The organism is Oribacterium sp. oral taxon 078 str. F0263 (assembly GCF_000469565.1).
GTDB lineage: Bacteria > Bacillota > Clostridia > Lachnospirales > Lachnospiraceae > Oribacterium.
The window spans coordinates 1-25,841 of the sequence record NZ_KI273122.1; the positions used below are offsets into that span (position 1 = coordinate 1).

At 55.8% G+C, this 25,841-nt stretch carries 19 protein-coding genes; 17 read left to right on the plus strand and 2 right to left on the minus strand.

The annotated features are described in order from the left end of the window. The first annotated feature begins 151 nt into the window (after window positions 1-151). Both HMPREF1986_RS07335 and HMPREF1986_RS07340 read left to right on the plus strand, forming a co-directional pair. Window positions 152-1,621: a zinc ribbon domain-containing protein gene (locus HMPREF1986_RS07335; protein ID WP_021774188.1), complete on the plus strand. Its 1,470-nt coding sequence runs from the start codon at window positions 152-154 to the stop codon at window positions 1,619-1,621. A 1-nt stretch (window position 1,622) separates the two neighbouring features. Beyond that, complete coding sequence (locus HMPREF1986_RS07340; protein ID WP_021774189.1) at window positions 1,623-2,426, plus strand: TPM domain-containing protein; 804 nt, start codon at window positions 1,623-1,625, stop codon at window positions 2,424-2,426. Window positions 2,427-2,550: 124 nt separating this feature from the next. On the opposite strand, the gene citC is transcribed toward HMPREF1986_RS07340, so the two are convergent. Continuing rightward, entirely contained in the window at window positions 2,551-3,660 is a 1,110-nt protein-coding gene (citC, locus tag HMPREF1986_RS07345; protein ID WP_021774190.1) for a [citrate (pro-3S)-lyase] ligase, read from the minus strand. A gap of 177 nt (window positions 3,661-3,837) precedes the next feature. After that, on the minus strand, window positions 3,838-4,278 hold the full coding sequence (locus HMPREF1986_RS07350; protein ID WP_009214965.1) for an OsmC family protein: 441 nt from the start codon (window positions 4,276-4,278) through the stop codon (window positions 3,838-3,840). A 295-nt stretch (window positions 4,279-4,573) separates the two neighbouring features. On the opposite strand from HMPREF1986_RS07350, the gene HMPREF1986_RS07355 reads away from it, so the two are divergent. From HMPREF1986_RS07355 to ftsH, 15 genes are all read left to right on the plus strand, one after another. Further along, on the plus strand, window positions 4,574-6,529 hold the full coding sequence (locus HMPREF1986_RS07355; RefSeq protein ID WP_036599794.1) for an oleate hydratase: 1,956 nt from the start codon (window positions 4,574-4,576) through the stop codon (window positions 6,527-6,529). A gap of 167 nt (window positions 6,530-6,696) precedes the next feature. Further along, on the plus strand, window positions 6,697-8,445 hold the full coding sequence (locus tag HMPREF1986_RS07360) for an ABC transporter substrate-binding protein (RefSeq protein ID WP_021774192.1): 1,749 nt from the start codon (window positions 6,697-6,699) through the stop codon (window positions 8,443-8,445). Further along, complete coding sequence (locus HMPREF1986_RS07365) at window positions 8,442-9,407, plus strand: ABC transporter permease (protein ID WP_021774193.1); 966 nt, start codon at window positions 8,442-8,444, stop codon at window positions 9,405-9,407. The genes HMPREF1986_RS07360 and HMPREF1986_RS07365 overlap by 4 nt, the downstream gene beginning before the upstream one ends. Window positions 9,408-9,436: 29 nt before the next feature. Next, the gene (locus HMPREF1986_RS12895; RefSeq protein ID WP_155978789.1) at window positions 9,437-11,212 is read left to right on the plus strand and encodes a dipeptide/oligopeptide/nickel ABC transporter permease/ATP-binding protein; all 1,776 of its coding nucleotides are present in this window, start codon (window positions 9,437-9,439) and stop codon (window positions 11,210-11,212) included. Further along, window positions 11,209-11,925: an ABC transporter ATP-binding protein gene (locus HMPREF1986_RS07380; protein ID WP_021774195.1), complete on the plus strand. Its 717-nt coding sequence runs from the start codon at window positions 11,209-11,211 to the stop codon at window positions 11,923-11,925. Before HMPREF1986_RS12895 ends, HMPREF1986_RS07380 begins: the two co-directional genes overlap by 4 nt. 168 nt (window positions 11,926-12,093) lie before the next feature. Continuing rightward, window positions 12,094-13,989, plus strand: coding sequence for an OPT family oligopeptide transporter (locus HMPREF1986_RS07385; RefSeq protein WP_021774196.1), 1,896 nt, complete (start codon window positions 12,094-12,096; stop codon window positions 13,987-13,989). After that, entirely contained in the window at window positions 13,986-14,348 is a 363-nt protein-coding gene (locus HMPREF1986_RS07390; protein WP_330365135.1) for a PqqD family protein, read from the plus strand. The genes HMPREF1986_RS07385 and HMPREF1986_RS07390 overlap by 4 nt, the downstream gene beginning before the upstream one ends. A gap of 136 nt (window positions 14,349-14,484) precedes the next feature. Beyond that, window positions 14,485-14,691, plus strand: coding sequence for a hypothetical protein (locus HMPREF1986_RS07395; RefSeq protein WP_021774199.1), 207 nt, complete (start codon window positions 14,485-14,487; stop codon window positions 14,689-14,691). A 230-nt stretch (window positions 14,692-14,921) separates the two neighbouring features. After that, complete coding sequence (gene efp / locus HMPREF1986_RS07400) at window positions 14,922-15,479, plus strand: elongation factor P (protein WP_009214958.1); 558 nt, start codon at window positions 14,922-14,924, stop codon at window positions 15,477-15,479. 149 nt (window positions 15,480-15,628) lie between these two features. Continuing rightward, complete coding sequence (argS, locus tag HMPREF1986_RS07405; protein WP_036599883.1) at window positions 15,629-17,431, plus strand: arginine--tRNA ligase; 1,803 nt, start codon at window positions 15,629-15,631, stop codon at window positions 17,429-17,431. Between the two features lie 675 nt (window positions 17,432-18,106). Continuing rightward, on the plus strand, window positions 18,107-18,664 hold the full coding sequence (gene yfcE / locus HMPREF1986_RS07415; RefSeq protein ID WP_021774202.1) for a phosphodiesterase: 558 nt from the start codon (window positions 18,107-18,109) through the stop codon (window positions 18,662-18,664). 492 nt (window positions 18,665-19,156) lie between these two features. After that, entirely contained in the window at window positions 19,157-20,680 is a 1,524-nt protein-coding gene (locus tag HMPREF1986_RS07425; RefSeq protein ID WP_009214952.1) for a carbon starvation CstA family protein, read from the plus strand. 108 nt (window positions 20,681-20,788) lie between these two features. Then, complete coding sequence (locus tag HMPREF1986_RS07430; RefSeq protein WP_036599885.1) at window positions 20,789-21,712, plus strand: AAA family ATPase; 924 nt, start codon at window positions 20,789-20,791, stop codon at window positions 21,710-21,712. Then, the gene (locus HMPREF1986_RS07435; RefSeq protein WP_021774205.1) at window positions 21,709-23,436 is read left to right on the plus strand and encodes a hypothetical protein; all 1,728 of its coding nucleotides are present in this window, start codon (window positions 21,709-21,711) and stop codon (window positions 23,434-23,436) included. Before HMPREF1986_RS07430 ends, HMPREF1986_RS07435 begins: the two co-directional genes overlap by 4 nt. 143 nt (window positions 23,437-23,579) lie before the next feature. Then, window positions 23,580-25,658, plus strand: a complete 2,079-nt coding sequence (gene ftsH / locus HMPREF1986_RS07440) for an ATP-dependent zinc metalloprotease FtsH (protein WP_021774206.1) — start codon at window positions 23,580-23,582, stop codon at window positions 25,656-25,658. Window positions 25,659-25,841: the final 183 nt, after the last annotated feature.

The window sequence follows — 25,841 nt, forward strand, 5'->3', positions numbered from 1 at the left end:
CCGGGCGGATTGATCCGCCCGGGCCCCGCCCTTTTCGCGCTCAGAAAGCGGATTGAGCGCGGGAGCGCTTATATGCTATAATTATTATGCATCCGTTCCGGCATTCCTGCCCGGAGGAAGCAGAAAATTTGAGAAAACAGGAGGAAAGAGGATGTACGAATGCCCGAACTGCGGGGGGGATCTCCGCTTTGATATCGCATCTCAGAAGTTGAAATGCAATCATTGTGAGAGCTCCTTTGACCCTTATGAACAGGAAAAGCAGGCGGATGCCGTGGAGAGCACCGACGATGAGTACCAGGTCACGGTCTTTACCTGTCCCGAATGTGGTGCGGAGATCGAGAGCACGAATCTGAGTGCCGCGGGCTTTTGCAGCTATTGCGGCGGGGCAGTCGTGTTTTCGAGCCGGGTACAGAAGGAAAAGCGCCCGGCAAAGATCATTCCCTTCCGTGTCACGAAGGAGGACTGTAGAAAATCCTATCTCAGCATGATAAAGAGAACGCCCTATACGCCGAAGGAGCTGAAGGACCCGAAGTATCTGGAGCGCTTCGTGGGCTTCTACCTTCCCTACTGGAGCTTCCGCTCAAAGACCGAGCGAGAGGTGCATGTGGATGGGGTGAAAAGGACGAGGCGGGGCGATTATATCTATGTGGACCACTACCATCTGAGCGGTAAGCTTGACGCGAGCTACGACGGCGTCTCCTACGATGCCTCCAGTAGCTTCGACGATGGAATCAGCCAGAGGATTGCCCCCTTTTCCACGAAGAATATGGTGGACTTCGCGCCCTCCTTCCTCCTCGGCTTCTACGCGGACACGGCGGATGTCCCGGTGGAAATCTATCAAAACGAAGCCTATACTACCATCGCGAAGGACATTGTGAGACGACTTCTCAGCAGTCAGGGCTTTCAGAAGGGCGGCATCAAGGTCGAATCCTCCGCGACCGCTCAGATTCGAAACGAGATCGCCGGGGATATTTCATCGGAGCGCATGATGTTTCCGATCTGGTTTCTGACCTATCGGAAGGGGGATCGGATCGCCTATTCCGTTGTGAACGGATCGACAGGGACGATCTACTCGGATCTTCCGATCGACAGCGGGAGATTCTTCCGGGCCTCGCTGCTCTTTGCCATTCCGATCTTTCTGCTTCTGAACCTTATCCTCTCCCTTTCCGCGCAGAAGATCCTGATCTTCTCCATGCTGCTTGCGGTCTTTACGATTTTCCTCTATGCCATGGAGATTCGCGCGATTCACAGAAAGGAGAAGAGAAAGGACGACACGGGATATCAGTGGAAGCAGAAGGATGAGGCAAAGAGTGCTGCGGCAGAGGCAGAAGACATGCAGGGGAAAAATATGACAGAGGAGTATCAAAGGCGAAGTCAAGCGAAAAATACGGAGAGAGTGCCCGCAAAAAACACACACTTCACGGAGATGCTGGGCGCTGTCTTTGCCGTGCTGCTCTCCGCCTTGATTCTGTTCTGGAACCCGGTGGAGGACCTCTTCTTTTACCTCGGATCGGTTGTCTCCCTTCTCTCGATCGGAATCACGATCCTGGGAGTGATTAAAAAGTATAATAACTTCGCCACCCGTCCGGTGCCGGATTTCTTTACAAAGAAGGGGGAATAGAATGATGAAAAGACTAAGAAGACGGGCGCTTACGGCCGCCCTTTTCACTATCCTCCTCTCCGTCCAGCTTTTTCTCATCACGGCCTTTTCGGCGGAAAAGCTCTATACGAATCCGGACACCGGCTACTCCGTCTACCTGGAGGACGGAGAAGACCTTCTGACGAGCGAGGAGGAGAAAAAGCTCTCGGAGGAAATGAAGCGAATCACCGCCTACGGAAATGTCGGCTTCGTATCGGGCTATGCCGACGGCTCGGACAGTGCCGCCGAATATGCGAGAAAGAGCTATCAGGCGCTCTTTGGGCGTACGGATGCGTTTCTCTTCCTGATTGATATGAAGAACCGGGAGCTTCGGATCCAAAGCGGCGGATCCGTCTACCGCGTGATTACAGAGGACAATGCCAACACCATCACAGACAATGTCTTTCGGATGGCAAGCCGTGAAAACTACTACGGCGCGGCGCGGGAGACTTATCTCGAGGCCTACCGGCTTCTCTCCGGGCAGCTCATCGCGCGGCCGATGAAATGGATCTGCAACGCGCTTTTTGCGATCCTCGCGGCACTCCTTCTGAACTATGCCTTTGCGTTCAGCTCCCGGATCAGGATGAAAGCCAGTACGGCGGAGATCCTCGGCGCCATGGCGGTCAGCTTCCTGATCTCCGACCGGGTCGCGGACGCCTATAAGCATGAGAAGATCTATGATCCGCCCTCCAAGAGCTCCGGAAGAAGCTCCGGGGGAGGCGGCTTCTCCGGCGGAGGCTCTTCCGGCGGAGGATTTTCGTCCGGAGGCGGAGGACACAGGTTCTAAAGGCATAAGCTTTCTGCCGCTTTTCCGCTGGGCACGGGGCTCTTTCGCTCTGACCGCCGCGCCCTGCGGCGCTGCTCCTTTGCCCCGTCATTTATTCCTTTGACGGGGACTGAATAGGCTCGGACTAATAATGCAGGACATTTCCCGCGGCCTTGATTCGTTCGATCACGGGCTTCGCCTCCTCGGAGCAAAAGTAGGAATAGCCCGATTCCGGAAGCAACCTTTTCAAGGTCTCAAAATCGTCCTTCTGGATCGCGAGGCGGACCGTGGAGGCGGAAATCGGCTTTCCGTTTTCTTCCAGGCGGGGAATGATGCGGCAGCGGATCCCTTCTTTTGGAAGACGCGATGCCATGAGCTCATTGTAGAGCCTTGTGACCCTGGAATTGGGCTCCTCTCCGACGAAGCGGGCTCCGATATCCAGAGCATGTGCGATCTGGCTGAAGACCTGGAGGTCCAGCGCCGCCTGGGATTCAATCGCCGCGGTATCATCCTTTAAAAAATAGGCCGGAAAGGTGGCGGAGCTTATGATATAGGAGCCGCTGTCGTGGACGATGAGATTGGGGATCCCCCTTGTGCCTTCCAGGATCAGTCTTTTTCGGACGGAAAAGGGGATGAGACTTTTTTCCTCTGAAAGGATGAAAAGGTGGAGGAGGCGGGAGAACTCCGCTGCCCTTTGGATGAGGTAGAGATGTCCCCTCGTAAAGGGATTTGCATTCATCACTACGGCGCTGCAGTTCTCTTCCTGTTCTCCCTCCTTTTTCGGAGAGGAAGCCCCGGGGGGATTGAGCTTCTCCCTTGCTTCCTGCGATTCGCTCTCTCTCTTTAAGCGTTCCAGATAGCCGGAAAAGCCATCCCTCTGGTTTTCCATAAAGACGAGCGTCCCTTCCACACGGGCAATCTCTCTGAAGCCGAGGCTTTCGAAGAATTTCGCGGTACTGCACTTGGTATAGAGAAAGATATGAGAGATATTTTGGCTGAATTCGTGCTCCACGAGGTGGCTCACGATCTCATTTAAAAGCCCTTCCCCCTGATGCGCGCTGTCTACCGCGAGGCAGCGGAGCGTGTTTCCGAAGCAGCTTCCGGTCGCGATGACTTTGTAATTTTCATCCAGCATCGCCGCGGTATAGTCCAGATTTCGGTCCCGCTCGATCCCCTCCCTCTTAAGAAGAGAGTCGACCTCGGAAAGAGTCCGGCTGTCTCCGGGATAAAGCTCTGTGATCCTGTAGTCCGACATCTGATCTTCCTCCTTTTTCCTGATCCCTCCGGCTCCTTAACCGTCTATCGGGATTTTACCCGGCTTTTTCGGAAAAGGCAAAGGATTGCCGCGAAAAGATCTGTGGGGATTTAAGGAAAGGAAACGCTGTGCCGATGAATTGGCACAGCGTTTCCTTTCCTAAGACTCTGATGGAACCTAATCCTTTACAACGGCTGTCCTCAATATCTTCACGTCGCTTAAGAGGGTGTTCTCCACGGGGCAGGTCGACTGGACGAAATCCGCGAAGCGCTCACAGCTCTCCTGCGACTCCTCCGTCTTAAAATGCATGGTGAAGCGGATCTCCTGCAGCCCCTTTTTCACATCGGCGCGCCCCAGAAAGCCGTCCGGATCCAGATCTCCCTCCAGCTCCACATGGAATTCCTCATACTTGAAATTCTGCGCCTTCGCGAATGCCGCGACGACGATGGACTGACAGGAACCGAGCGCACAGAGAAGAGCTTCGATCGGATTCATCCCGCTGTCCGTGCCCCCCAGGGCCCTCGGCTCATCCATGATGAGCTTGAAGCCTCTCGATTCGGATTCGACCTGCAGACCTGTCTCGGTTTTCCTTGATCTGGCTTTGAAAATTGTCAGCATTTCAGACCTCCTTTGGTATGCTTTCCCATAGATATCGATAAAATTATAGCATATTTCCCGGGAATTAGATATATGATTTTGTGAAAATATAATATAAAACACTCCGTCGGGCGGGTGAAGCGGCCAAGGTGCGGGAACGGAATTGACGAGGCGGCTCTCCCCGATTACAATGGGCTCAGAGCCGCAGTGCGTTTGCGGCGGAAAAGCGGGGAATCCGCCTTTTGCGTCCGGCGGGTTTAAGGCTTATGGTGGAGAGTTTCGCTTTGCGGTTTGCATGCGGGAAAGGCAGGATGGTATGGGAAAGAAATGGCTCAGAACCGGCGCTTCGCTAGTCGCTTTTGGCGCCGCCGCGGCAGCGGCGCTGCACTGCGGGAAAAGGGCGTTTCGAAGTCTGAAGGGGAGTCCGGACGAGTCTGACTTCAGGAATACGGAGCGGGGAAAGAACGCGAAGAATTTGAAGGGGATCTACTATGCGAAGGGGAACTACGAGGCCTTTGCCCGCCCGGAGAAGCCGGAGGGAGTGGAGCAAAAGTCCGCCTATCTCGTCGGCTCCGGTCTTGCCTCTCTCGCTGCGGCCTGCTTTCTTATCCGGGACGGGCAGATGAAGGGAGAGAGGATTCACATCCTCGAGACCATGGATCTCGCGGGCGGTGCCTGCGACGGGATCAACGATCCGACAAGAGGCTATGTCATGAGGGGCGGGCGGGAAATGGAGGACCATTTCGAGTGCCTCTGGGATCTCTTCCGAAGCATCCCCTCCCTGGAGACGGAGGGAATCTCCGTGCTCGACGAATACTATTGGCTCAATAAGCACGACCCGAACTATTCCCTCTGCCGGGCGACCGAGCGCCGCGGAGAGGATGCGCACACCGACGGGAGATTCGGTCTGAGTCAAAAGGGCTCCATGGAGATCCTGAAGCTCTTCTTCACAAGGGATGAGGACCTCTATGATAAGGCGATCGAGGATGTCTTTGATGACGAGGTTTTCCGCTCGAACTTCTGGCTCTATTGGCGGACGATGTTTGCCTTTGAGAACTGGCACAGTGCTCTGGAGATGAAGCTCTATCTGCAGCGCTTTATCCATCACATCGGAGGCCTTCCGGATTTCTCCGCTCTGAAATTCACAAAATATAATCAATATGAATCTCTCATCCTGCCCATGCAGCGATACTTAGAGAAGGCGGGCGTTCACTTTCAGTTTAATACCAGGGTCAGAAATGTCCGCTTCCGCTTCGAGGGAGGAAGAAAAATCGCGGAGTCAATCGAATATAGGGGAGTGGAGGGAGAGAAGACGATCCCGCTCACAGAGAATGACCTTGTCTTTGTGACGAATGGAAGCTGCACCGAGGGAACGATCTACGGGGATCAGACCCATGCGCCCACGGGGGATGCGGAGATCCGGGAGAGCGGATGCTGGAGCCTTTGGAAAAACATCGCCTCTCAGCATCCCGCCTTCGGGAGACCGGAGAAGTTCTGCGGGGATACGAGCCGTTCGAGCTGGGAATCCGCGACGCTCACGACGAAAAATCCGCGCATCATCGAGCGGATCAAGGAGATTTGTCGGAGAGATCCCCTGAGCGGCCGGGTCGTCACAGGAGGCATCGTAAGCTGCCGGGATTCCGCCTGGCTCATGAGCTGGACCATCAATCGGCAGGGGCAGTTCAAGGAGCAGCCAAAGGATGAGGTCTGCGTCTGGATCTACGGCCTTTTTATCGACAGGGACGGGGACTATGTGAAAAAGCCCATGAAGGAGTGCACGGGAGAGGAGATCTGTGCCGAGTGGCTCTACCATATCGGAATTCCGGCTGCGGAGATCGAGGAGCTCGCGCAAAAGGAGGCCGGCACGGTTCCGACGCTCATGCCCTTTATCACGGCCTTCTTCATGCCAAGACGGAAGGGAGACCGCCCCGATGTGATTCCCGACGGCTCCGTGAATTTCGCCTTTCTCGGACAGTTCGCGGAGACGCCGAGGGACACGATCTTTACGACGGAGTATTCCGTTCGGACGGCGATGGAGGCGGTCTATGGCCTCCTCGGAGTGGACCGCGCCGTCCCGGAGGTCTGGGGCAGCGTCTACGATATCCGGGAGCTTCTGGATGCGAGCGTGAAGCTCATGGATGGGAAGTCCCCTCTGGAGCTGGATCTGGGACCGCTGAATCCTCTGAAACGCCCCCTTCTTCGAAAGCTCCAAAGGACAATTCTCTATAAGCTTCTGAAGGATCACAAGGTCATAAAGGACGGGATGATCTGAGGGAAGACCTGCCTTCGAAAATCCTAAATGATACAGTAAAATTCCGGTGTAAAGGCCTGTCCCCGCGCTGCGTGTCATAAGAGCGGGGACAGGATTTTCCGGCGAATCCTTATAGGCGCAAAGCTTATTTTGTTTTCATTTTATCTTATCGATGGGGGAGGTCTAAAATGCTGAAAAGAAAGAGACTTACAGCCGGGATGCTGGCGCTATGGATGCTGACCTTCGGGCTTTTGTCAGGATGCGCTAAGGAAGAGAAGAAAGAGAGCGCGGCAGCTGGAAGCGAAGCCTCCGCTGTAGCGGAAGCGGGTACGGAAGAGGGAAAGGAGAAGGAGGAAAAGGCGGAGGCCTCCGATACGATCGTATACGGGATTTCCACCTCTCCCTCGGGGATTTTCAATCCCCTTCTCACAGACAGTATCTATGATGATGCGGTCTGCCAGATGGTCTACAGCTCTCTTCTTAAATTGAACAAGGAGCAGGAAACAGAGCCTTATCTTGCGGAGAAATATGAGTTTTCCGAAGACGACAGGACGCTCAGCTTTACGCTCCGCGACGGGCTTCACTGGTCGGACGGGGAGCCGCTCACCGTAGAGGATGTGGTATTTACCTTTACGAGCCTTGCGGACAAGGACTACGCTGGGGAATACGGAAGCTACATATCAAAGGTAGAGGGGGCAGAGGATTATAAGAACGGGAAGGCGGACAGCATCTCGGGGATCAAGGCAGCGGACGATCGCACGGTGAGCATAAGCTTTGAGGCCCCTTATGGGCCGGCCCTCACGAATCTCGGCTGCATCGGAATCATCCCAAAGCATATCTGGTCCAAGCTTTCGCTGGCGAAGTGGAAGGAAGCAAAGGATGTCCTGCAAAATCCCGTGGGGAACGGCCCTTATCGCCTAAGCTCCTTTTCCGAGGGGCAAGAGGTGAGATTTGAGAAGAACAAGGACTTCTTCCTGGGAGAGCCGAAGACGGATAAAATCATCTTCAAGGTGCTGAGCGAGGACACGGTGACAGCGGAGCTTCGGAACAGGGACGTGGACCTGGCCATGGTCAATAATCTGAAGAATGCCGATGTGGAGGAGCTCACGCAGCAGGGCTTTCGCATCTACCGGCATCCCAATAATCTCTTTCAGTATATGGGGCTCAATGACAGGAAGCCGGTATTTCAGGACAAGAGGCTGAGAGAGGCGCTCATAACGGCGATCGACAGGAAGGATATGGTGGAGCAGCTCCTGGAGGGAAACGGACAGGTGACGAATACACCGATGCTCTCCAGCTCCTGGGCTTATCCGAAGGATGTCTCGCTGAAGGACTATCCCTATGATCCCGAGCGGGCGAAGCAGCTGCTCTCCGAGGCGGGCTATAGCATGAAGGATGGTGTGATGAGCGACGCCTCGGGAAATCAGCTTCGCTTCACACTGGATGTGCCCTTGGGGAATACGATCCGGGAGCAGGCCGCGCAGATCATCCAGGAGAATCTGAAGGCGGTCGGGATTGTGGTAGAGCTCAATAAGATGGAGTTTCCCGCATTGATGGACAAGGTGGTCGGGAATCACGACTTTGACCTCTACATGATGGGCAATAATCTCGCATCGGATCCGGATCTCACGGCGTACTGGGGGAAGGCGGCCATCAGCGATGTAAAGGGAGAGATGGGCTGGAATATCTCTGGCTTTTCCACCCCGGAGCTGGAAAAGATTCTTGCGGACGGAGCGGGCAGTACGGACAGCGCGGCCAGGAAGGAGGCCTACAAGCAGTTTGCCGTGTATATGAATGAGGAGCTTCCCTGGATCTATCTCTTTGAGCAGGATATCATGATTGCGGCCGACCAAAATCTGGAGGGCTTTGATCCCTCCGTCTTCCGAGATTTTTCGGATGCGCAGAACTGGGTTCTGTATCGTTCGAACGGCGCATGAAACGCTATCTCTTAAAAAGGCTCACAGCCTCTCTGCTGCTTCTCTTTCTGCTCTCCATTGTGATCTTTGCCCTGGTAAACGGGCAGCCGGGGAATCCGTATTCGGATATGATGAGTCCGAATACTTCTCCGGAGCTCGTGGAGAGCAGGCTGAGACAGCTCGGATACTATGATCCGCTCATCCTTCGATATCTTAAGTGGCTTGGGAGAGCGCTCAGGCTGGATCTCGGCTATTCCATAAAATATTCGCTCCCGGTGAAATCGGTGATTCTGAGGAGGGCGGGGAATACGCTCATTCTCATGCTTCCCTCCCTCCTCATCAGCAGCTTTCTGGGCGTGGGACTTGGCTTTCTCGCGGCTCTTTGGAGGGATTCCGCGCTGGATCATCTGATCACAGTTCTCTCCTTTGTCGGGGTCTCCGTCCCGGTCTTCTTCATCTCCCTGCTTTTGATCCGGAGATTTTCCTATGAGCTTTCGCTTTTCCCGTCCTCCGGAATGTACGATGTGAGACATTCCTACCGGGGGATAAGGAGAGGCCTGGACCTTCTCCGCCATCTGGTCCTTCCTGTCACGGCGCTCAGCATCCTGCAAAGCACGGTTTTCGTCCGCTACACACGCTCCGCCATGATAGAAATCGCGGATCAGGAATATATAAGGGCGGCCATGGCGAAGGGCATGAGCTTTGGGAGAGCGCTCTTTTACCACGGCCTTAGGAATGCCATGCTTCCGATCGCGACAGTGTTCTGCATGCAGCTTCCCGCTCTCTTTTCCGGAGCGCTGATGACGGAAACCGTATTCTCCTGGCCGGGGATCGGGAGCCTCGCCTATGACGCGGCTCAGAACAGGGATTACCCGCTGATCATGGGGATTTTGACGATCTCAGCCATTCTCATCCTGCTCTCCAACCTGCTCGCGGATATTCTCTATCTTCGAATCGACAGGAGAGTGGAGTTTAAGGAATGATATGAGAGAGGAAGAAGGAGGTGAGCGCCGTGAGGCAGAAGAGGAGAAGAGGATATATCTATCTTTTTACGGGGGGCTTTGTCCTCTTGCTTTTCCTTCTTTTGGCGGGCTTTGCGCCCTTCCTTTATGCATATTCCTATTCCGCTGTCGACCTTTTCCATATGAACGCCGCTCCGGACGCGTCCCACATCCTCGGTACGGACGCGCTCGGGAGGGATGTATTTGCGAGGCTTCTTTATGGAGCCAGAGTCTCCCTTTTGATTGGCATTACTACGACGCTGATCCAGCTTTTCCTCGGGACGGCCGCCGGCGTCATGGCGGGCTACCGGGGAGGGGCGGCGGATTTTCTTATTATGCGGCTTGTCGATATGCTGATGTGCTTTCCCTTTATGATCGTCGCGATGGCGATCGCCTCCTTGCTGGGGCCTTCCCTTCGGAATCTGATTTTTATTATCGCGGTCCTGTCCTGGGCGGAGATCGCGCGCATCGTGAGAGCGCAGATTCTCTCCCTGAAAAAGCAGAATTTCATCCTGGCCGCAAGGATGATGGGCTTTTCGGACGGCTTCATCATCTTTCACCATATCCTGCCGAATCTCCTCCCCTCCATCGCCGCCGCCTCGACGATGTCCATGGCCAATGCGATCCTGATGGAGGCGGCTCTTAGCTTTCTCGGCCTGGGAGTGCGGGATCCTCTGCCAAGCTGGGGCAATATCCTCGCAAACGCCCAGAATATGAGGGCACTGCAAAGCTACGGCTGGACATGGCTTCCGGCGGGGATCAGCATCATCACAGCCGTCCTCGCCGTTAATTCTATCGGGGAGGGGATCCGCATCCTATCCGGACCGCTGCGGGAAAAAGAGGACTGTCTTGTGGAGAGCTCCGTCGGTTTTTCCCTGGAGGCAGGGCGCATTCTTGTGATCGCGGGGGAGTCGGGGGGAGGAAAAACGATCACCCTGCGCTCACTTCTCGGTCTGAATCCGGAAAATATCTCGGTGCGGGGAAGGATCCGCTTTCGCGGGGAGAATCTTCTGTCGAGAAGCGCGGCCGCGGTCCGGATGGAGCGCGGAAAGAGGATCGCGATGATTTTTCAGGAGCCGATGAGGTCACTGGACCCGCTTATGGAGCTTGGGAAACAAGTGGATGAGGCGCTGAAAATGCACACGGGACTCTCCTCCTTAAAAAGACGCAGGCGAATCACGGAGCTCTTTCGGGAGGTCAGGCTGGAGAATCCGGAGGAGCTTGTCCATAGGCTTCCGCATGAGCTCAGCGGGGGGATGCGGCAGAGAGTGCAGATTGCGATGGCGATCGCGGCGGATCCCGAAATACTGCTTGCGGATGAGCCGACGGCCTCCGTGGATGAGGCCCTGAAGGAGGAGATTCTCTCTCTTCTTAAGAGGGTCTGCAAGGAGAGAGGGGCGGCTCTTGTCCTGGTCACGCATGATCTTAGGAAAATGGAGAGCTACGCGGATACGGTGGCCGTCATGTATGCGGGGGAGATGCTGGAATCTGCCCCCTCGAAGATCTTTTTCAAAGGACCGCGCCATCCGTACTCGGCCGCGCTTTTGGAGGCGGTCCCGGACAGAAGGACCTTCTCCGGGAGATTTCGGGAGATTCCCGGCAGCATGCCTCCTCCGGGAAGGAGGACGGAGCTTTGCGTCTTTCGCGATCGCTGCAGGAGCTATACGGCGCTCTGCGACCGCTATTTTGAGAGTAGGTATAAGGGGGCGGAGAGAGCGGGGGAATGCTATTGCCTTTGCCGTCTTTCGGAAGAGAGAGGGGGCCTCTCAGAGTGCGGGGGTGCATGAGAAAAAGCATACTTGAAGTCAGAGCTCTCTCAAAATCCTATGAGCTTCCCGGGGAAGCGCTTTGGAGACGGAAAAGGAATCCGGTGCTGAGGGATTTCTCCATGAAGCTTTCAGAGGGGGAGATCCTGGGGATCGCGGGACCCTCCGGGGCGGGAAAGTCCACCCTGCTCAGAGCCCTGGTTCACATGGAGGAGGCGGATTCCGGGAGCATTGTCTTGGATTCCGAGCTGATCTTTGAGAAAAGGCCGGGGCAAAGGCCCTCCGTCAACCGATACAGCGAGGAGCGCGTAAAGAGGAAGATGCAGATGATTTTGCAGGATCCGTCCAGTGCGCTCGACCCGAGGAGAAGGGCGGGGAGCTCTCTCATAGAGGCGGCCATGCTCTGTGAGCGGAGCCTTAAGCGAAGAGAGGCGGAGGAGAGGGCCGCGGAGCTGCTGGAGCTCTGCGGCCTCGGGAAAGAGTATCTGGATCGCTATCCGCGGGAGCTAAGCGGAGGACAGAGCCAGAGACTGTGCATTGCAAGAGCGCTGCTCCTCCGCCCCCGACTGCTCCTCTGCGATGAAATTAGCTCCGCGCTGGACCTTTCGGTGCAGGCAAAGATCTTAAACCTCCTGCTGGATCTCCGGGAAAGATTTTCCCTAAGCTATATATTTGTCTCCCATGATCGGGAGCTCTTGGACTGCTTTTGCGACAGAGAGCTTCTTTTTCCGTAGATATACCCGGCTATAGCAGACGGCGAAGCTATTTGACCTTGCCGCGAATCCGATCTTTTTATTGACGGGGAGGGGGAGGGCGGGTACAATAAAACTGCGTCTGATTTATCGAGTTAAAGCATAAAATCGACAGAGACGGGCGCGAATCAAGGAAGGGGGAATAGAATAATGAGTGAAGACAGCGGCAAATTTAAGCCATTTGTCCCGGCAGATTCGACTCTGCCGGAGATGACGGCGACCTCCATCATCCTGGGCATTTTGATGTCCATCATTTTCGGTGGGGCGAATGCGTACCTGGGGCTCAGGGTCGGGCTCACGGTATCCGCCTCGATCCCGGCGGCCGTGATTTCCATGGGTGTGATCCGAGTGATCATGAGGAAGGACTCCATCCTCGAGAACAATATGGTGCAGACCATCGGTTCTGCCGGTGAGTCCGTGGCGGCGGGAGCGATTTTCACACTGCCCGCCCTTTTTCTCTGGGCGGGAGAGGGGAAGACGGATACGCCTTCTCTTCTCATGATCGCTCTGGTCGCGCTCTTTGGCGGTCTCCTGGGCGTGATGTTTATGATTCCGCTCCGCACGGCTCTGATCGTGCAGGAGCACGGAAAGCTCCCCTATCCGGAGGGCTCCGCCTGTGCGGAGGTGCTGGAAGCCGGGGAGTCCGGCGGGGCGAAGGCGGCGACCGTCTTCTCCGGCCTTGGAGTTTCCGCGCTCTATAAGTTCATCGCGGACGGCCTGAAGCTTTTCCCGAGTGAGGTCCACTATGAGCTCAATGCTTACAAGGGCGCGGGAATCGGGGCGGATGTGCTCCCGGCGCTCCTCGGCGTGGGATATATCTGCGGTCCGCAGGTCTCCTCCTATATGTTTGCGGGAGGAATTCTGGGCTGGCTCGTCATCATGCCCCTCATCCACACCTTTGGCGGGGATATGACGATCTTCCCCGGGGCGAAGCCGATCTCGGAGATGGAATCCTTCGGGATCTGGAGCTCCTATGTGAAGTATATCGGCGCCGGCGCAGTGGCGACAGGCGGAATTCTGAGTCTCATAAAGTCCATGCCGCTCATCATCCGGACCTTCCGCGATGCTGTGCGCGGGATCGGCGCGAAGACCGGGGAAGCGAATCGGCAGAACCGGGATCTTCCGATGCAGTTCGTGCTCGCGATGATCGTGATCTCGGCTGTCGCCATGTGGCTTCTTCCGATGATCCCCGTAAATTTCGCGGGAGCGCTTCTGATCGTGATCTTCGGATTTTTCTTCGCGACGGTTTCCTCTCGTATGGTCGGTGTCATCGGAAGCTCCAACAACCCGGTCTCCGGCATGACCATCGCCACGCTCCTTGCGACGACGGCTGTCCTGAAGGCGACGGGAAATGTGGGCATGCCGGGCATGATCGCCGCGATCACAATCGGCTCTGTGATCTGTGTCGCGACGGCGATCGCGGGGGATACCTCGCAGGATCTGAAGACCGGTTTCCTGGTGGGAGCCTCTCCCTACCGTCAGCAGGCGGGAGAGATCATCGGCGTCGCCGTCTCCGCCATGGCGGTCGGCGGTGTGCTCTATCTTCTGAATGCCGCCTGGGGCTATGGGACGGATCAGCTCCCCGCTCCGCAGGCGACACTCATGAAGATGGTCATAGAGGGCGTCATGAACGGGAATCTTCCCTGGGCTCTCGTCTTTGCCGGAGTCTTTATCGCGCTCGTGGTGGAGCTCTTCTCGATCCCTGTGCTCCCCTTTGCGGTCGGACTTTATCTCCCGATTCACCTGAGCTGCCCGATCATGATCGGCGGACTGGTGCGCCGCTGGATCGATAAGAAGAAGGGCCTCAACGAGACAGAGCGGAAGGAAAAGGTGGAGAATGGAATCCTCTACGCCTCCGGAATGATTGCCGGAGAGGGTGTCGTGGGAATCATTCTCGCGGTCCTCGCGGTTTTGAAGCTGGATCCGGATATCTCGAAGCTCCTGAGCCTTGGAAATATCGGAGGAATCCTCTTCTTCGTGCTTCTCATCGCCACGCTGGTCTACTTCATGAATAGAAAAACTGCGGAAAAGAAGCAGGCGGCGTGAGAGAATTGATGCGAAGAGGAAGAGAAAACTACCTGGACTATGTTCCGCGCCGGAATCGGAATTTCCCGTGGAAGGAGCTTGAGAACGGGCTTGTCGTCGTGCGGATGGAAAACCGCGGCCCCATGAACCGGATCGCTCAGAAATTTTTCGGACGGCCGCCCTTCAGCGAGATTGAGCTCGATGAATTCGGAAGCTTTGTCTGGAAGAGGATCGACGGGAAGAGGACGGTTTTGGAGATCGGCGAAGCGCTGCGGGAGAATTTCGGGGAGAAGGCGGAGCCGCTCTATGAGAGGCTCTCCGCCTTCGTGAAGACGCTTCACCGGCAGCGCTTTGTGGTCTATGCGAACAAAATAAAATGAATGAGGCACGGAAAGTGCTCTCAGAGCGGGGCCTTATCCTAAGTGAAGGAGGGGGGCTTGGCGCAGAGGAAAGCAGGGCTTACCACGCCCTGCTTTCCTTCGGAAAATATCGGAAAAGAAGGGGAGAAATTACATCATGCAGATCAATCTACAGAACCTCAATATGACTTTGGTAGTCACCGTGATCGCGGCGGTCTTTCTTTTATTCCAGTTTCTTTATATCGGCTGGGCGAGGAAGAGCGGGACAGCGATACGGATCCGGCCGTTTCAGATCCTGATCTGGATCATCATCCTGATCGGGGGAATCTATTCCCTGATTACAGGCACACATTTTGTGGGCTGAGCCTGCCCTTTCTTCTGAGCTTTTGGAATCCTTCAAAGTGAAGAAGAGAGCGGAACCAGGGCAGTGAAGAGGCAGTGACAAAGCGGCTTAGTCCGCAAAGGGCCTTGCAATACAGGCCCTTTTGTATTAGAATATCACAGTATTTGCGGGCTGAAACGGGGGAAGAACTCCTTTTGCCCGAGGAGGATAGGAGAGGCTTTACAAAAGTATGCTTGTAATTAGGAGGGGTTATGGTTTCAGCAGGTGATTTCAGAAACGGCGTGACTCTGGAAATCGACGGGCAGGTCGTCCAGATCATAGAATTTCAGCATGTTAAGCCGGGCAAGGGAGCTGCGTTTGTCAGAACAAAGCTGAAGAATGTCATCAACGGCGGTGTCACGGAGCGGACCTTCCGCCCCACGGAGAAGTTCCCGCCGGCGCACATTGACCGTGTGGACATGCAGTACCTCTACGACGATGGAAGCATGTACAACTTCATGAACAATGAGACCTATGAGCAGATCGCGCTCTCCCATGAGCAGATCGCGGATTCGATGAAGTTCGTAAAGGAGAATGAGACCTGCAAGGTGGTTTCCTATCAGGGCAAGGTCTTCTCGGTAGAGCCCCCCCTCAAGGTCACGCTTGAAGTCACGCACACGGAACCGGGACTGAAGGGCAATACGACGACAGGAGCCACGAAGCCGGCCACGGTGGAGACCGGAGCAGAGGTCCAGGTCCCGCTCTTTGTCAATATCGGAGATAAGATCATCATTTCCACCCAGACGGGGGAATATGAGTCCAGAGGCTGAGGCGGATAGGGCCGCTGAGAGAAGGGTTTCCCGAAAGGGAAGCCCTTTTGCTTGAGAGGGCCTTTTTCCCCGTCCTCTGCCTGATAATAGGACCTTCTCCTTCGGGCGGGGCGGGAGACAGTGCATTGTTTTTAGAGCGGGAGGAAAATGTGAAAGGAATTCTTGATAAAACAGAGGAAGCGGTGAAGGCCGCTTTTTCCCTCTGCGGCTATGATCCGGAGCTTGGCAGAGTGACGGTCTCCAACCGCCCGGATCTTTGTGAGTATCAGAGCAACGGGGCGATGGCCGGGGCGAAACGCTATCACAAAAATCCGATGGAGATCGCGGAGGAGCTTGCCGAAAGGCTGCGGGAGCAGGGAGGTACTGAGGGCCCGATCTTTCGCAGGGTGGAGACGGTCAGACCGGGCTTTCTCAATCTGGATCTGGGAGAGGCCTTTCTCTCGGGATATCTCAATGAGATGAATGGCAAAGAGAAGCTCGGACTCGATCCCAAAGAGGGGAAGAGGATCATCGTCGACTACGGCGGCGCGAATGTCGCAAAGCCCCTCCATGTGGGACATCTCCGCTCCGCCGTGATCGGGGAAGCGCTGAAGAGACTCGCCCTTCGGATGGGAAATCACGCGATCGGCGATGTGCATCTCGGGGACTGGGGCCTTCAGATGGGACTGATCATCGCGGAGCTTTCGGACCGGGGGCTTTCCTGTGAGAATCTCACACTCTCTGAGCTGGAGGAAATCTATCCCGCGGCCTCGAAGAAGGCGAAGGAGAAGGATGCAAACGGGGAGCTTTTAAACCCTGACTTTGCGAAAAGAGCGCATGAAGCGACGAAAGAGCTGCAAAGCGGGGACAAGGCCTGCCGGAGGATCTGGGAAAAGATCATGGAGCTCTCGAAGGCCGATCTCAAAAAGAACTATGATGCGCTGGATGTCCATTTTGAACTCTGGAAGGGGGAGTCCGATGCGGATCCCTACATCCCGGGGCTCATCGAGGAGCTTGTGAGGAAGGGACTCGCCTATGAATCCCAGGGGGCGCTTGTTGTGGATATCGCGGAGCCCGGGGACAAGAAGGAGCTCCCGCCCTGTATGATCCGAAAGTCCGACGGGGCCTCTCTATATGCGACCTCGGATCTCGGGACGATTCTGGACAGAGAGAAGAATTTCCATCCGGACCGCTATATCTATATCGCGGACAGCCGGCAGAGCCTGCATTATACCCAGTTTTTCCGCGTCGCGAAGAAGGCCGGCTTTGTCCCGCCGGACACAGAACTCGACTACATCGGCTTTGGCACGATGAACGGAAAGGACGGGCGGCCCTTTAAGACAAGAGAGGGGGGCGTCCTCCGGCTGGAGCTTCTGATCCGGGATACGAGGGAGAGCGTTCTCGCGAGAATCCGGGCGTCCCGGGGCGAGGAAATGAGCGGGCGTGAGGCGGAGGAGACAGCCGATGTGGTCGCGCTTGCCGCTCTGAAATACGGGGACCTTCAGAATCAGGCGACGAGGGACTACGTCTTCGACCTGGAAAAGTTCACGGCCTTTGAGGGAAATACCGGCCCGTACATCCTCTATACCATCGTCCGCATCGCCTCTATCCTCAGGAAATATGCGGAGGCAAAGGGAATGGAATTTCACGGGACGGAGGACTGGATCAGGGAACACGGATCCGAATTTGAAATCCGCATCATGGAGGAAAAAAGCGGCTATGAGCTGCAGCTTAGCCTCGCGAGATTTCAGGATGAAATGAAGGCCGCCTGGAAAGAACTCGCTCCCCACAAAATATGCAGCTATATCTACAAGCTCTCAAATGACTTTAACTCCTTCTACCATGAGGTGAAGATCCTCGCGGAACCCGACGAAGAGAAGAAAAAAAGCCGCCTCGCCACCCTCATCCTGAGCTGGAAAATACTGAACGACTGCATCCACACGCTCGGCTTCTCCGCGCCGGAGAGGATGTAAACCGTGCGGCGTCACTCTCCGCATAGTGCTCTGAGCTTTTGCCTGTCCAAAGCAGGACGCTCTCGCTCCGACTGCCGCAGCCAGCGGCGCATAAGCGATTTTGAGAAACCAAATCGCCAAGCGCCGGGGCGTCAGACGGCCTGCTTTTAGACGGACAAAAGCTCAGAGGCCGTATTGTTGTGAACACTTCATCTATTGAACAGCGAATGTCTTTTAGCGCTGTGAGATTATAGAATGCTATCAGGCAGATTCGGAGCGTGCATGCCCCCATTTGCGGCATGGGATTTACATTAGGGAAGATGCTGGACGCCGCGTTTAAGCGAGCGGATATTTTTCCTCAGAGGTCACAGTACAGCCGAGCCGCCCCTGCCGACCGGTCGATCCATAAACAGGCCGTCTGTCGCCCCGGCGACTCGGCTTCGCCCGGGTGGCTTCAGCCGACCTCCCTGCGGGAGGCACTTCTCTACGAGAAGTGGTCAAGAACGCTCCGAGTCTGCCTGATGGCAGACTTCTACGCTTACGCGCCGCTGGTTGCGGCAGTCGGAGCGGGAGTGTCCTGTGTTGGAACGGCCGGTCGGCAGAAGAGGCGGCGAAAAGAATAAGGAACTTCAAGTCTGACGAGGGACTGAGGCTGATACATAAGATACATAAGAGCAGAGGATGAGAGGAGGAAATATGAAGTATTTTATCGCGAGTGATATCCACGGCTCGGCCTACTGGTGCAGGCAGATGCTGCAAAAGTTCGAGGAGAGCGGAGCAAAGCGGCTGATCCTCCTCGGGGATCTTCTCTATCACGGGCCGAGGAATGATCTCCCCCGGGATTATGCTCCGAAGGAGGTCATCGCCATGCTGAACCCTCTCAGGGACCGAATCTATGCGGTCCGCGGAAACTGCGAGGCGGAGGTCGATCAGATGGTGCTGGACTTCCCGGTCATGGCGGATTACGCGCTTCTTGCACTGAACGGCCTCCATATCTTTGCGACGCACGGACATATTTTCAATGAGGAAAAGCTTCCGCCTCTTATGGATGGTGACTGTCTCCTCCACGGGCACAGCCATCTTCTGAAGGCGGAGAAGCTGTGCGAAAACGGGATCTCCTTTTATCATCTGAATCCCGGCTCCACTTCTCTTCCGAAGGGAGGAAACCCGAACAGCTATGCGATACTGAACGAAAGACGTTTTACCGTCTATGATTTCTCGGGAAAGGAGCTGGCATCCATCGAGATTTCCTGAGGGCCTTCTGGCTTTTGAGAAATGGCGCCGGGATTTCGGAAAGGATGGGAAATTTACCGAAATAGATGGGAAAGATCCGTACTTTGCGGCCGGTATTCAGCGCCTTTTTGCTGCTTTTTCGGAAAGCGATACAAACTCTGAAAAAGAGACGAAAATATGCTGTATATCATGAGGAAAACTGGATTTATTTTCCGAGAGCGGAGCTGTTTATGCTCCGCTTTCTCTCTTTTTTAGGGGGAGAGACTCGCGGAAAAGATTGAAAATTCTGTGAAGCTGTACTATTATGAGGGCGTCATTTTCAGGGATGCAATGCATTCCCCGGGAGGGCGCTGATTCTGCCTTCGTCTTCCCGGAGTTTTCGGAGAATGCGTGCGGATTTTCGGATGGATCCCGCTGCATGGTAAGGAAAGGGTTCAGGCCGCCCAAAAGGATTCCGCATGGTTTCGCCGCTGCTTCCCTGAATGGAGAGGATAGGGAAAGGGAGGGGAATTTATGGCAACCTTTATGATCGGCCTTGTCATTCTGGTCGTCGGTGGTCTGATCTACGGTCGCTTTTGCGAGCGCGTATTCGGACCGGATGACCGCGAGACTCCGGCCTATGCAAAGCAGGACGGCGTGGACTTCGTTCCGATGCCAACCTGGAAGAATGCGCTTATCAACCTTTTGAATATCGCGGGAACCGGGCCCATTCTGGGACCGATTCAGGGCATCCTTTTCGGCCCGATCGCGCTTCTCACGATCCCCATCGGGAATGTGATCGGCGGTGCGGTGCACGATTATTTCGCCGGGATGATCTGCACGAGGGACGGCGGAGCACAGATGCCGGAGATGGTGAAGAAGTATACGAACGGCACGGTTTTCTGGATCTATGATGCCTTTGTCTGCCTCCTTCTCCTCCTGGTCGGCACGGTCTTCATCTACACGCCGGGAGATATCACGGCGACGCAGGTCTTCGGCTTTGACGGGAAGGCGAGCAGCGCCTCCACCTGGATCATCTACTCACTGATTTTTGTCTATTATCTCATTGCGACGGTATTTCCGATCGACAAGATCATCGGCCGCGTCTACCCGATCTTCGGCGCAATTCTCGTTTTCTCCGCCGTGGGAGTATTCGCCGCCATGGCGATCTTCCATTATCCTCTGGTAAATGTCTGGGAGCCGTGGAACACCAGCGCGTTTCAGTACGGAGATTATTTCAAAACACAGCACTTCGTTCCCATTTTCTTTGTGACCGTGGCCTGCGGAATTCTCTCCGGCTTCCACTCCACACAGACGGCCCTCATCGCGAGGACAATCAAGAGCGAGCACGACGGGCGCATGACCTTCTATAATATGATGATCGTCGAGGGCTTCATCGCGATGGTCTGGGCCGCCGGTACGATGGTGCTCATCCAGCTCGGCGTGGACAAGGGCGGCATCGTGATGCAGATGGGAAAAAACGGGGCCTTCGCCTACTTTCAGCAGGTGAACGGCGCTCTGAAACAGATTTCCGCGACCAGCGTCGTCGGCGTGGTATGTATGCGGACTCTCGGTCCGATCGGAGGTGCCATCGCCCTCATCGGAGTCATCGTACTCCCGATCACATCCGGTGACACCGCGCTTCGTGCGCTCCGTTTGACCATAGCGGATACCTTCCACATCAAGCAGGACAACAGTGCCCGCCGTCTGGGACTCGCGGCTCCGATCTTCGGACTGGTATTTCTGATCCTGATCTGGTCCAAGGTGGATAGCAACGGCTTCCAGCTGCTCTGGAGATATTTTGCCTGGTCGAATCAGACGATGGCGCTCTTTGCTCTGGCGGCGGCCACGATCTATCTCCTCATAAATGGAAAGGGGAAGTTCGCCTGGATGACGCTGATCCCGGGCATGTTCTATACCGTCGTCTGCGGAAGCTATATCCTAAACGCAAAGATCGGTTTTCATCTCCCCTGGAACGCGGCCTATGTCGGCGGCATTATACTTGCCTTTCTCTATGCCGGGGCGGTGCTCCTGAGGGGAAGGAAAAAGACTTCCTGAGGACAGGGGAGGAAATGAAGTGTTTTTCGGAATCGAGAGCTTCCGAAGGGAAAGCCGCGCGCCTGGCTCATGCTTTGCGCGCGGTTTTTTGATGGACAGGAGTCTTTCATGAAAAAAAATATTTTGGACTTTCTCCGGGAGGAGGGGGTCTCCGAGAAAATCATATCGGAGATCGAGAGCTTCCGGAGCTTTTATAAGCTCGCGGATGAGGAGCGGGACAGGATTCCGGTCCCCCCGTATTTTTACTATGGAAGAGAGATCTGGGAGCAGGCGGCCACCGCGCTCCTGGGCGGCGAAAATCTCCTTCTGGACGGTCCCAAGGCGACGGGGAAGAATGTACTTGCGGAGGGCCTTTCCGCGGCCTTTGGGAGGCCGGAGTGGGATATCTCTCTCTATATCAACACAGACGCCTCCTCGCTGATCGGCTCCGATACCTTTTATGACGGGGCGGTACACCTGAGAAAGGGGCCGGTCCTCCGCTGCGCGGAGCTCGGGGGCTTCGGCATTCTGGATGAGATCAATATGGCGAAGAATGAGTCTCTCGCCGTCCTCCACGCGGTCCTGGACTTTCGGAGGCTCATTGATCTCCCGGGCTACAGCCGGGTCCCGCTCCATGAGGCATGCCGTTTCATCGGGACCATGAACTATGGCTATGCCGGGACGCGGGAGGTGAATGAGGCGCTTGCCTCCCGCTTCATGGTGATCCACATGCCGGTGATCTCGAAGGAGAGCCTGAAAAGACTCCTGCTCTCGCAGTATCCGGAGCTCAAGGAGGACTACGCTTCGCAGCTTGCGGAGCTCTTTGACGAGATCCGAAAAAAGTGCGAGGGAGGGGAGATCTCCGCGAGGGCGCTGGATCTCCGCGGTCTCCTCGCGGGAGTCGGCATGATGCGCCGCGGTCTGTCCCCCTCTCAGGCGCTCCGGCTCGGCATGATCAACAAATGCTTTGACGACTATGAGAGGCAGCTCTGCGAGGATCTCGTCACCGTTCGCTTCCCGGAGGGGCTCAGTGGAGAGCAGGTCTTTCGATGATTCTGACAGAATTTGAAAAGAGGAGGGCCGCCAATCTGATCTGGAATGCCGCCGGTGATTACACGATCTCCCCGGGCTTTCGCATTTACGATGAGGGCGGGAGGGCGGATCTCTACTGGAACAGCATGATCGGGGCCTCCTACCGACATTATGACTGGAAAAAGCTGAAGGAGTTCTACAACAGCTTCCACGAGACGGTGGATCAGGAGCTCTATGAAAACTTTTTCTGGATCGCCTTGGAAAATGCGTGCTATGGGAAGGAAAAGTCTCTCCGACCGGCATTCCCGGAGCTTCGCAGGGATTATGCCGAGCGGAAGCTGAAGAATTTCATGCCCGGGATCGCGGAGAGCCGGGACGGCTGGATCACGGAGGGACATTTTCGCAGGGTACTCGGAGAGGACAGCGGCCTTCCGGACCTCGTGGACCGAAAGCTTCTCTCTGAGATTGAGCTCGGTCCGGAGCTCGACACGGAGCAGTGGATCGCGGCCCTGTCGAAGACTCTGCAAAAATATTTCACCTATCTTCCCGGAAAGCCCGCCGCGGAGCAAAAGCATCGGAGAAAGCTTTTGATCCCGCAGCTTTTCTCTCTTCTTAGGAGGAAGGGAAGGAGGGAGAGGGGGACGGAGCTTTCACCGGTTCATCAGCTCGCGATCGGCTTTTCCGAAGAGCTTATGGGGAGAGGGGGAGAGGACGGGAGTCCCTTCCGGACGCATGCGGAGAGGTACGCCGCCGTGACGGAGGCCGGTCTTCGGAATTACATCATCTCCTACTTCGGACTGCCTCTCTACGATGAGGCCCGTTCGAGAGAGCTCACAGAGCGCTATTGCCGGGGGAGTCACAGCGGCTGCAGGCTTCACTTCACAAGGGGAAGGATGCAGGGAGAGGAAAAGGGCTTTGTCGGGAGGATGCATCGGGAGATGCGTGCCCAGAGAGAGAGGAATCTCCAGGCCTTCCACAGGGAGGAGGCGAGAAACCGGGCGGCTGTATCGGAGCTCGTGAGGCGGATCCGGAATGCACTTCTCCGGCAGATGGAGGCAGAAACACTGCGCTCCGGCTCGGGAGAGCTCTGCGCTTCCCGAATCTTCCGGGCGCTCTATTGCGGGGACAGCCGTATTTTTGACCGGACGGTCCCCGGTGCGGACGGGAGCCTTTCGGTCGACCTTCTCCTGGATGCCTCGGCCTCCCAGCAAAGGCGGATGGAGGTCGTATCGGCGCAGGGCTATATCATCGCGGAGAGCCTGAGCCGTTGCAGGGTTCCGGTCCGGGTCTGGAGCTATTCCTCCATGGGCGGTTATACGATCCTCACCCTCTTTAGGGATTATAGGGAGAGAGAGCGAAATGAAGAAATCTTTCGCTACTTTACGACAGGGGCGAACCGCGATGGTCTCGCGCTCCGCGCTGTCGCGGGGCAGATGGAGGAGAGCGAGGCGGAGCATCGCATCCTCATCCTCCTTACGGATGAAAAGCCGAATGATATGGTGAAGCTGAAAAGCTGCGGGGAGGAGCAGGCCTATGCGGGTCCTGCCGCTGTCTCGGACTGCGCGGAGGAGGTTCACAAACTCCGCATGCGGGGCATACATGTCCTCTGCGTCTATACCGGATTGGAGGAGGATCTTCCGGATGTCCGGAGAGTCTTCCAGCAAAGCTTCGTCCGGATCCGCAGCCTGGACCGCTTTGCCTCCGCGGTCGGGGGACTTTTGCAGGGGGAGATCCGAAGGCTTTAGCATTCCCGCTCTTCCCCTCTCCTGTTCATCAAAAGGACACAAAAGACTGTTAAAATAACGAAAATGCCGGAGCTGTCTCTTTCGGACCGGACTTTGGCATGGAAAAGATCAGATGAAAAACAGAGCATACAGGGGGAGTAAATATGAAGGATAAGAGATATCATACCGGGGGTGTGGAATACTCTCCCGGAGAGGAGAAGGGGATCCTCCTTTCCTCGGGGGATTCGGGGAGAAACAGCGGGGAGGGGAACGGCTTTCCGGATTTTAATAATTTTTTTCAGCAGTTTAGCGGAGGAGAAAATCAGAATAAAAAGGGGGGGAATTCCTATCCGCCGAGGAATCGGCGCCCTCTCGTATTTTACTATTTTATCGCACTGATTATCATTCTCCTTTTGAATACCTTTGTCTTTCCGAGCCTTTTTTCGAGGGCGGTGAAGGCCACGAGCTATACGGAATTTGTGAATGCGGTGGAGAACAAGGCGGTGACGAAGGTCGATATGCAGAGTGACACCATCGTCTATGAGGCAAAGATCGACGGAAAGACGGTGATCTGCAGCACAGGGAGGCTGAGGAACGAGTTCATGGAGGCCAATGTGCTGAAGGAGCTGCAGGATCAGGGAATAAAATATGATGAGCAGATCCCTGTGAAGACAAGTCCCATCCTCTCCTTCCTCTTCAGCTGGATCTTCCCGATCCTGATCTTCTGGGCGCTTGGGAACTGGCTGTCCCGCCGGATGGCATCCTCCATGGGTGCGATGGGAGGCGGCTTCGGACTCGGCGGCTTCGGAAAGTCCAATGCGCGGGAGTACGAGGCAAAGGAGGGGGAGAGCGTCACCTTCAAAGACGTGGCCGGAGAGGATGAGGCGAAGGAGCTTCTCACGGAGATGGTGGATTATCTGAACCATCCGGATAAGTACTCCAAGATCGGCGCCAGAATCCCGAAGGGCGCGCTCCTCGTGGGCCCTCCCGGAACCGGAAAGACGCTTCTTGCGAAGGCCGTCGCGGGGGAAGCGGGAGTGCCCTTCTTCTCGATCTCCGGCTCGGAGTTTGTGGAGATGTTTGTCGGCATGGGTGCCGCGAAGGTGCGGGATCTCTTTGAGCAGGCGAAGAAGAAGTCCCCCTGCATCATCTTCATCGACGAGATCGATGCCATCGGAAAGAAGCGGGGCGCCGGAGGACTCGGCGGAAACGATGAGAGGGAGCAGACGCTGAATCAGCTTCTGACGGAGATGGACGGCTTCGACAGCTCAAAGGCGATCATCATCCTTGCCGCGACGAACCAGCCGGATCAGCTCGATCCCGCGCTTCTCCGCCCGGGCCGCTTCGACCGGAGAGTTCCGGTGGAGCTGCCGGATTTCAAGGGGCGGGTGGATATCCTGAAGGTTCACGCGAAAAAGATCAAGATGGCGGACAATGTGAACCTGGAGGCGATCGCGAAGGCGGCCCCCGGTGCCTCCGGGGCGGAGCTTGCCAATATCATCAACGAGGCCGCGCTCCGGGCGGTCAGGGCCGGGAGGGAGAGAGTCATTCAGTCGGATCTCGAGGAATCCATCGAGGTCGTGATCGCCGGCTATCAGAAGAAGAACCAGGTCATGACGGACAAGGAGAAGCTCATTGTCTCCTACCATGAGGTCGGACATGCACTTGTTGCGGCGCTTCAGAAGAATTCCGCTCCGGTTCATAAGATCACCATTATACCCAGGACCTCCGGCGCACTCGGCTATACCATGCAGGTCGATGACGAGGGGAATCATTATCTCTACTCGAAGGAGGAGCTTGAGAACAAGATCGCGACTCTGACCGGCGGAAGATGTGCGGAGGAGCTCATCTTCAACACCTGCACGACCGGAGCCTCGAATGATATCGAGCAGGCCACGAAATATGCCCGCGCCATGATCACCCGCTACGGCATGGCGGAGGATATCGGCATGGTCGCCATGGAGCAGATCCATAATCAGTACCTCGGCGGGGATGCCAGCCTGACCTGCTCTCCGGAGACCCAGACGAAGATCGACGAGATGACCGTCGCCCTCGTAAAGAGGGAGCACGACAAGGCCTACGGACTCTTAAAGGACAATATTGCGAAGCTCCATGAGATCACCAAATTCCTCTATGAGAGAGAGACGATCTCCGGCGAGGAATTCATGGAGATTCTGAACAGAAAAGAGATTGACCCCAGCGTCATGAGCTCCGCGCCCGCAGAGGGCGGGGGCGGGAACTGAATATGTGACAAATTTTTATCAGAGTCTTCCCGAAAGGGAGGGCTCTTTTTTTCTTAATTTCAACAAAAACAGCTTTGCATAGGGTATAATGTCCGGGCAAGAGGCTTTATTCCCAAAATTTTTGACACTGGGATCAGGATAGGCATGCAGCGCAGCGGGCTTCCTCATGCGGGAACGGAAAGC

What these genes read in the sequence shown, in the direction of transcription:
- HMPREF1986_RS07435 (WP_021774205.1), top strand. Translation starts at nt 21,709, where the DNA reads ATGATTCTGACAGAATTTGAAAAGAGGAGGGCCGCCAATCTGATCTGG.
- HMPREF1986_RS07380 (WP_021774195.1), top strand. Translation starts at nt 11,209, where the DNA reads ATGAGAAAAAGCATACTTGAAGTCAGAGCTCTCTCAAAATCCTATGAG.
- HMPREF1986_RS07350 (WP_009214965.1), bottom strand. Translation starts at nt 4,278, where the DNA reads ATGCTGACAATTTTCAAAGCCAGATCAAGGAAAACCGAGACAGGTCTG.
- HMPREF1986_RS07340 (WP_021774189.1), top strand. Translation starts at nt 1,623, where the DNA reads ATGATGAAAAGACTAAGAAGACGGGCGCTTACGGCCGCCCTTTTCACT.
- HMPREF1986_RS07385 (WP_021774196.1), top strand. Translation starts at nt 12,094, where the DNA reads ATGAGTGAAGACAGCGGCAAATTTAAGCCATTTGTCCCGGCAGATTCG.
- HMPREF1986_RS07425 (WP_009214952.1), top strand. Translation starts at nt 19,157, where the DNA reads ATGGCAACCTTTATGATCGGCCTTGTCATTCTGGTCGTCGGTGGTCTG.
- HMPREF1986_RS07430 (WP_036599885.1), top strand. Translation starts at nt 20,789, where the DNA reads ATGAAAAAAAATATTTTGGACTTTCTCCGGGAGGAGGGGGTCTCCGAG.
- HMPREF1986_RS07395 (WP_021774199.1), top strand. Translation starts at nt 14,485, where the DNA reads ATGCAGATCAATCTACAGAACCTCAATATGACTTTGGTAGTCACCGTG.
- efp (WP_009214958.1), top strand. Translation starts at nt 14,922, where the DNA reads ATGGTTTCAGCAGGTGATTTCAGAAACGGCGTGACTCTGGAAATCGAC.
- HMPREF1986_RS07360 (WP_021774192.1), top strand. Translation starts at nt 6,697, where the DNA reads ATGCTGAAAAGAAAGAGACTTACAGCCGGGATGCTGGCGCTATGGATG.
- yfcE (WP_021774202.1), top strand. Translation starts at nt 18,107, where the DNA reads ATGAAGTATTTTATCGCGAGTGATATCCACGGCTCGGCCTACTGGTGC.
- HMPREF1986_RS07365 (WP_021774193.1), top strand. Translation starts at nt 8,442, where the DNA reads ATGAAACGCTATCTCTTAAAAAGGCTCACAGCCTCTCTGCTGCTTCTC.
- HMPREF1986_RS07355 (WP_036599794.1), top strand. Translation starts at nt 4,574, where the DNA reads ATGGGAAAGAAATGGCTCAGAACCGGCGCTTCGCTAGTCGCTTTTGGC.
- HMPREF1986_RS07335 (WP_021774188.1), top strand. Translation starts at nt 152, where the DNA reads ATGTACGAATGCCCGAACTGCGGGGGGGATCTCCGCTTTGATATCGCA.
- ftsH (WP_021774206.1), top strand. Translation starts at nt 23,580, where the DNA reads ATGAAGGATAAGAGATATCATACCGGGGGTGTGGAATACTCTCCCGGA.
- citC (WP_021774190.1), bottom strand. Translation starts at nt 3,660, where the DNA reads ATGTCGGACTACAGGATCACAGAGCTTTATCCCGGAGACAGCCGGACT.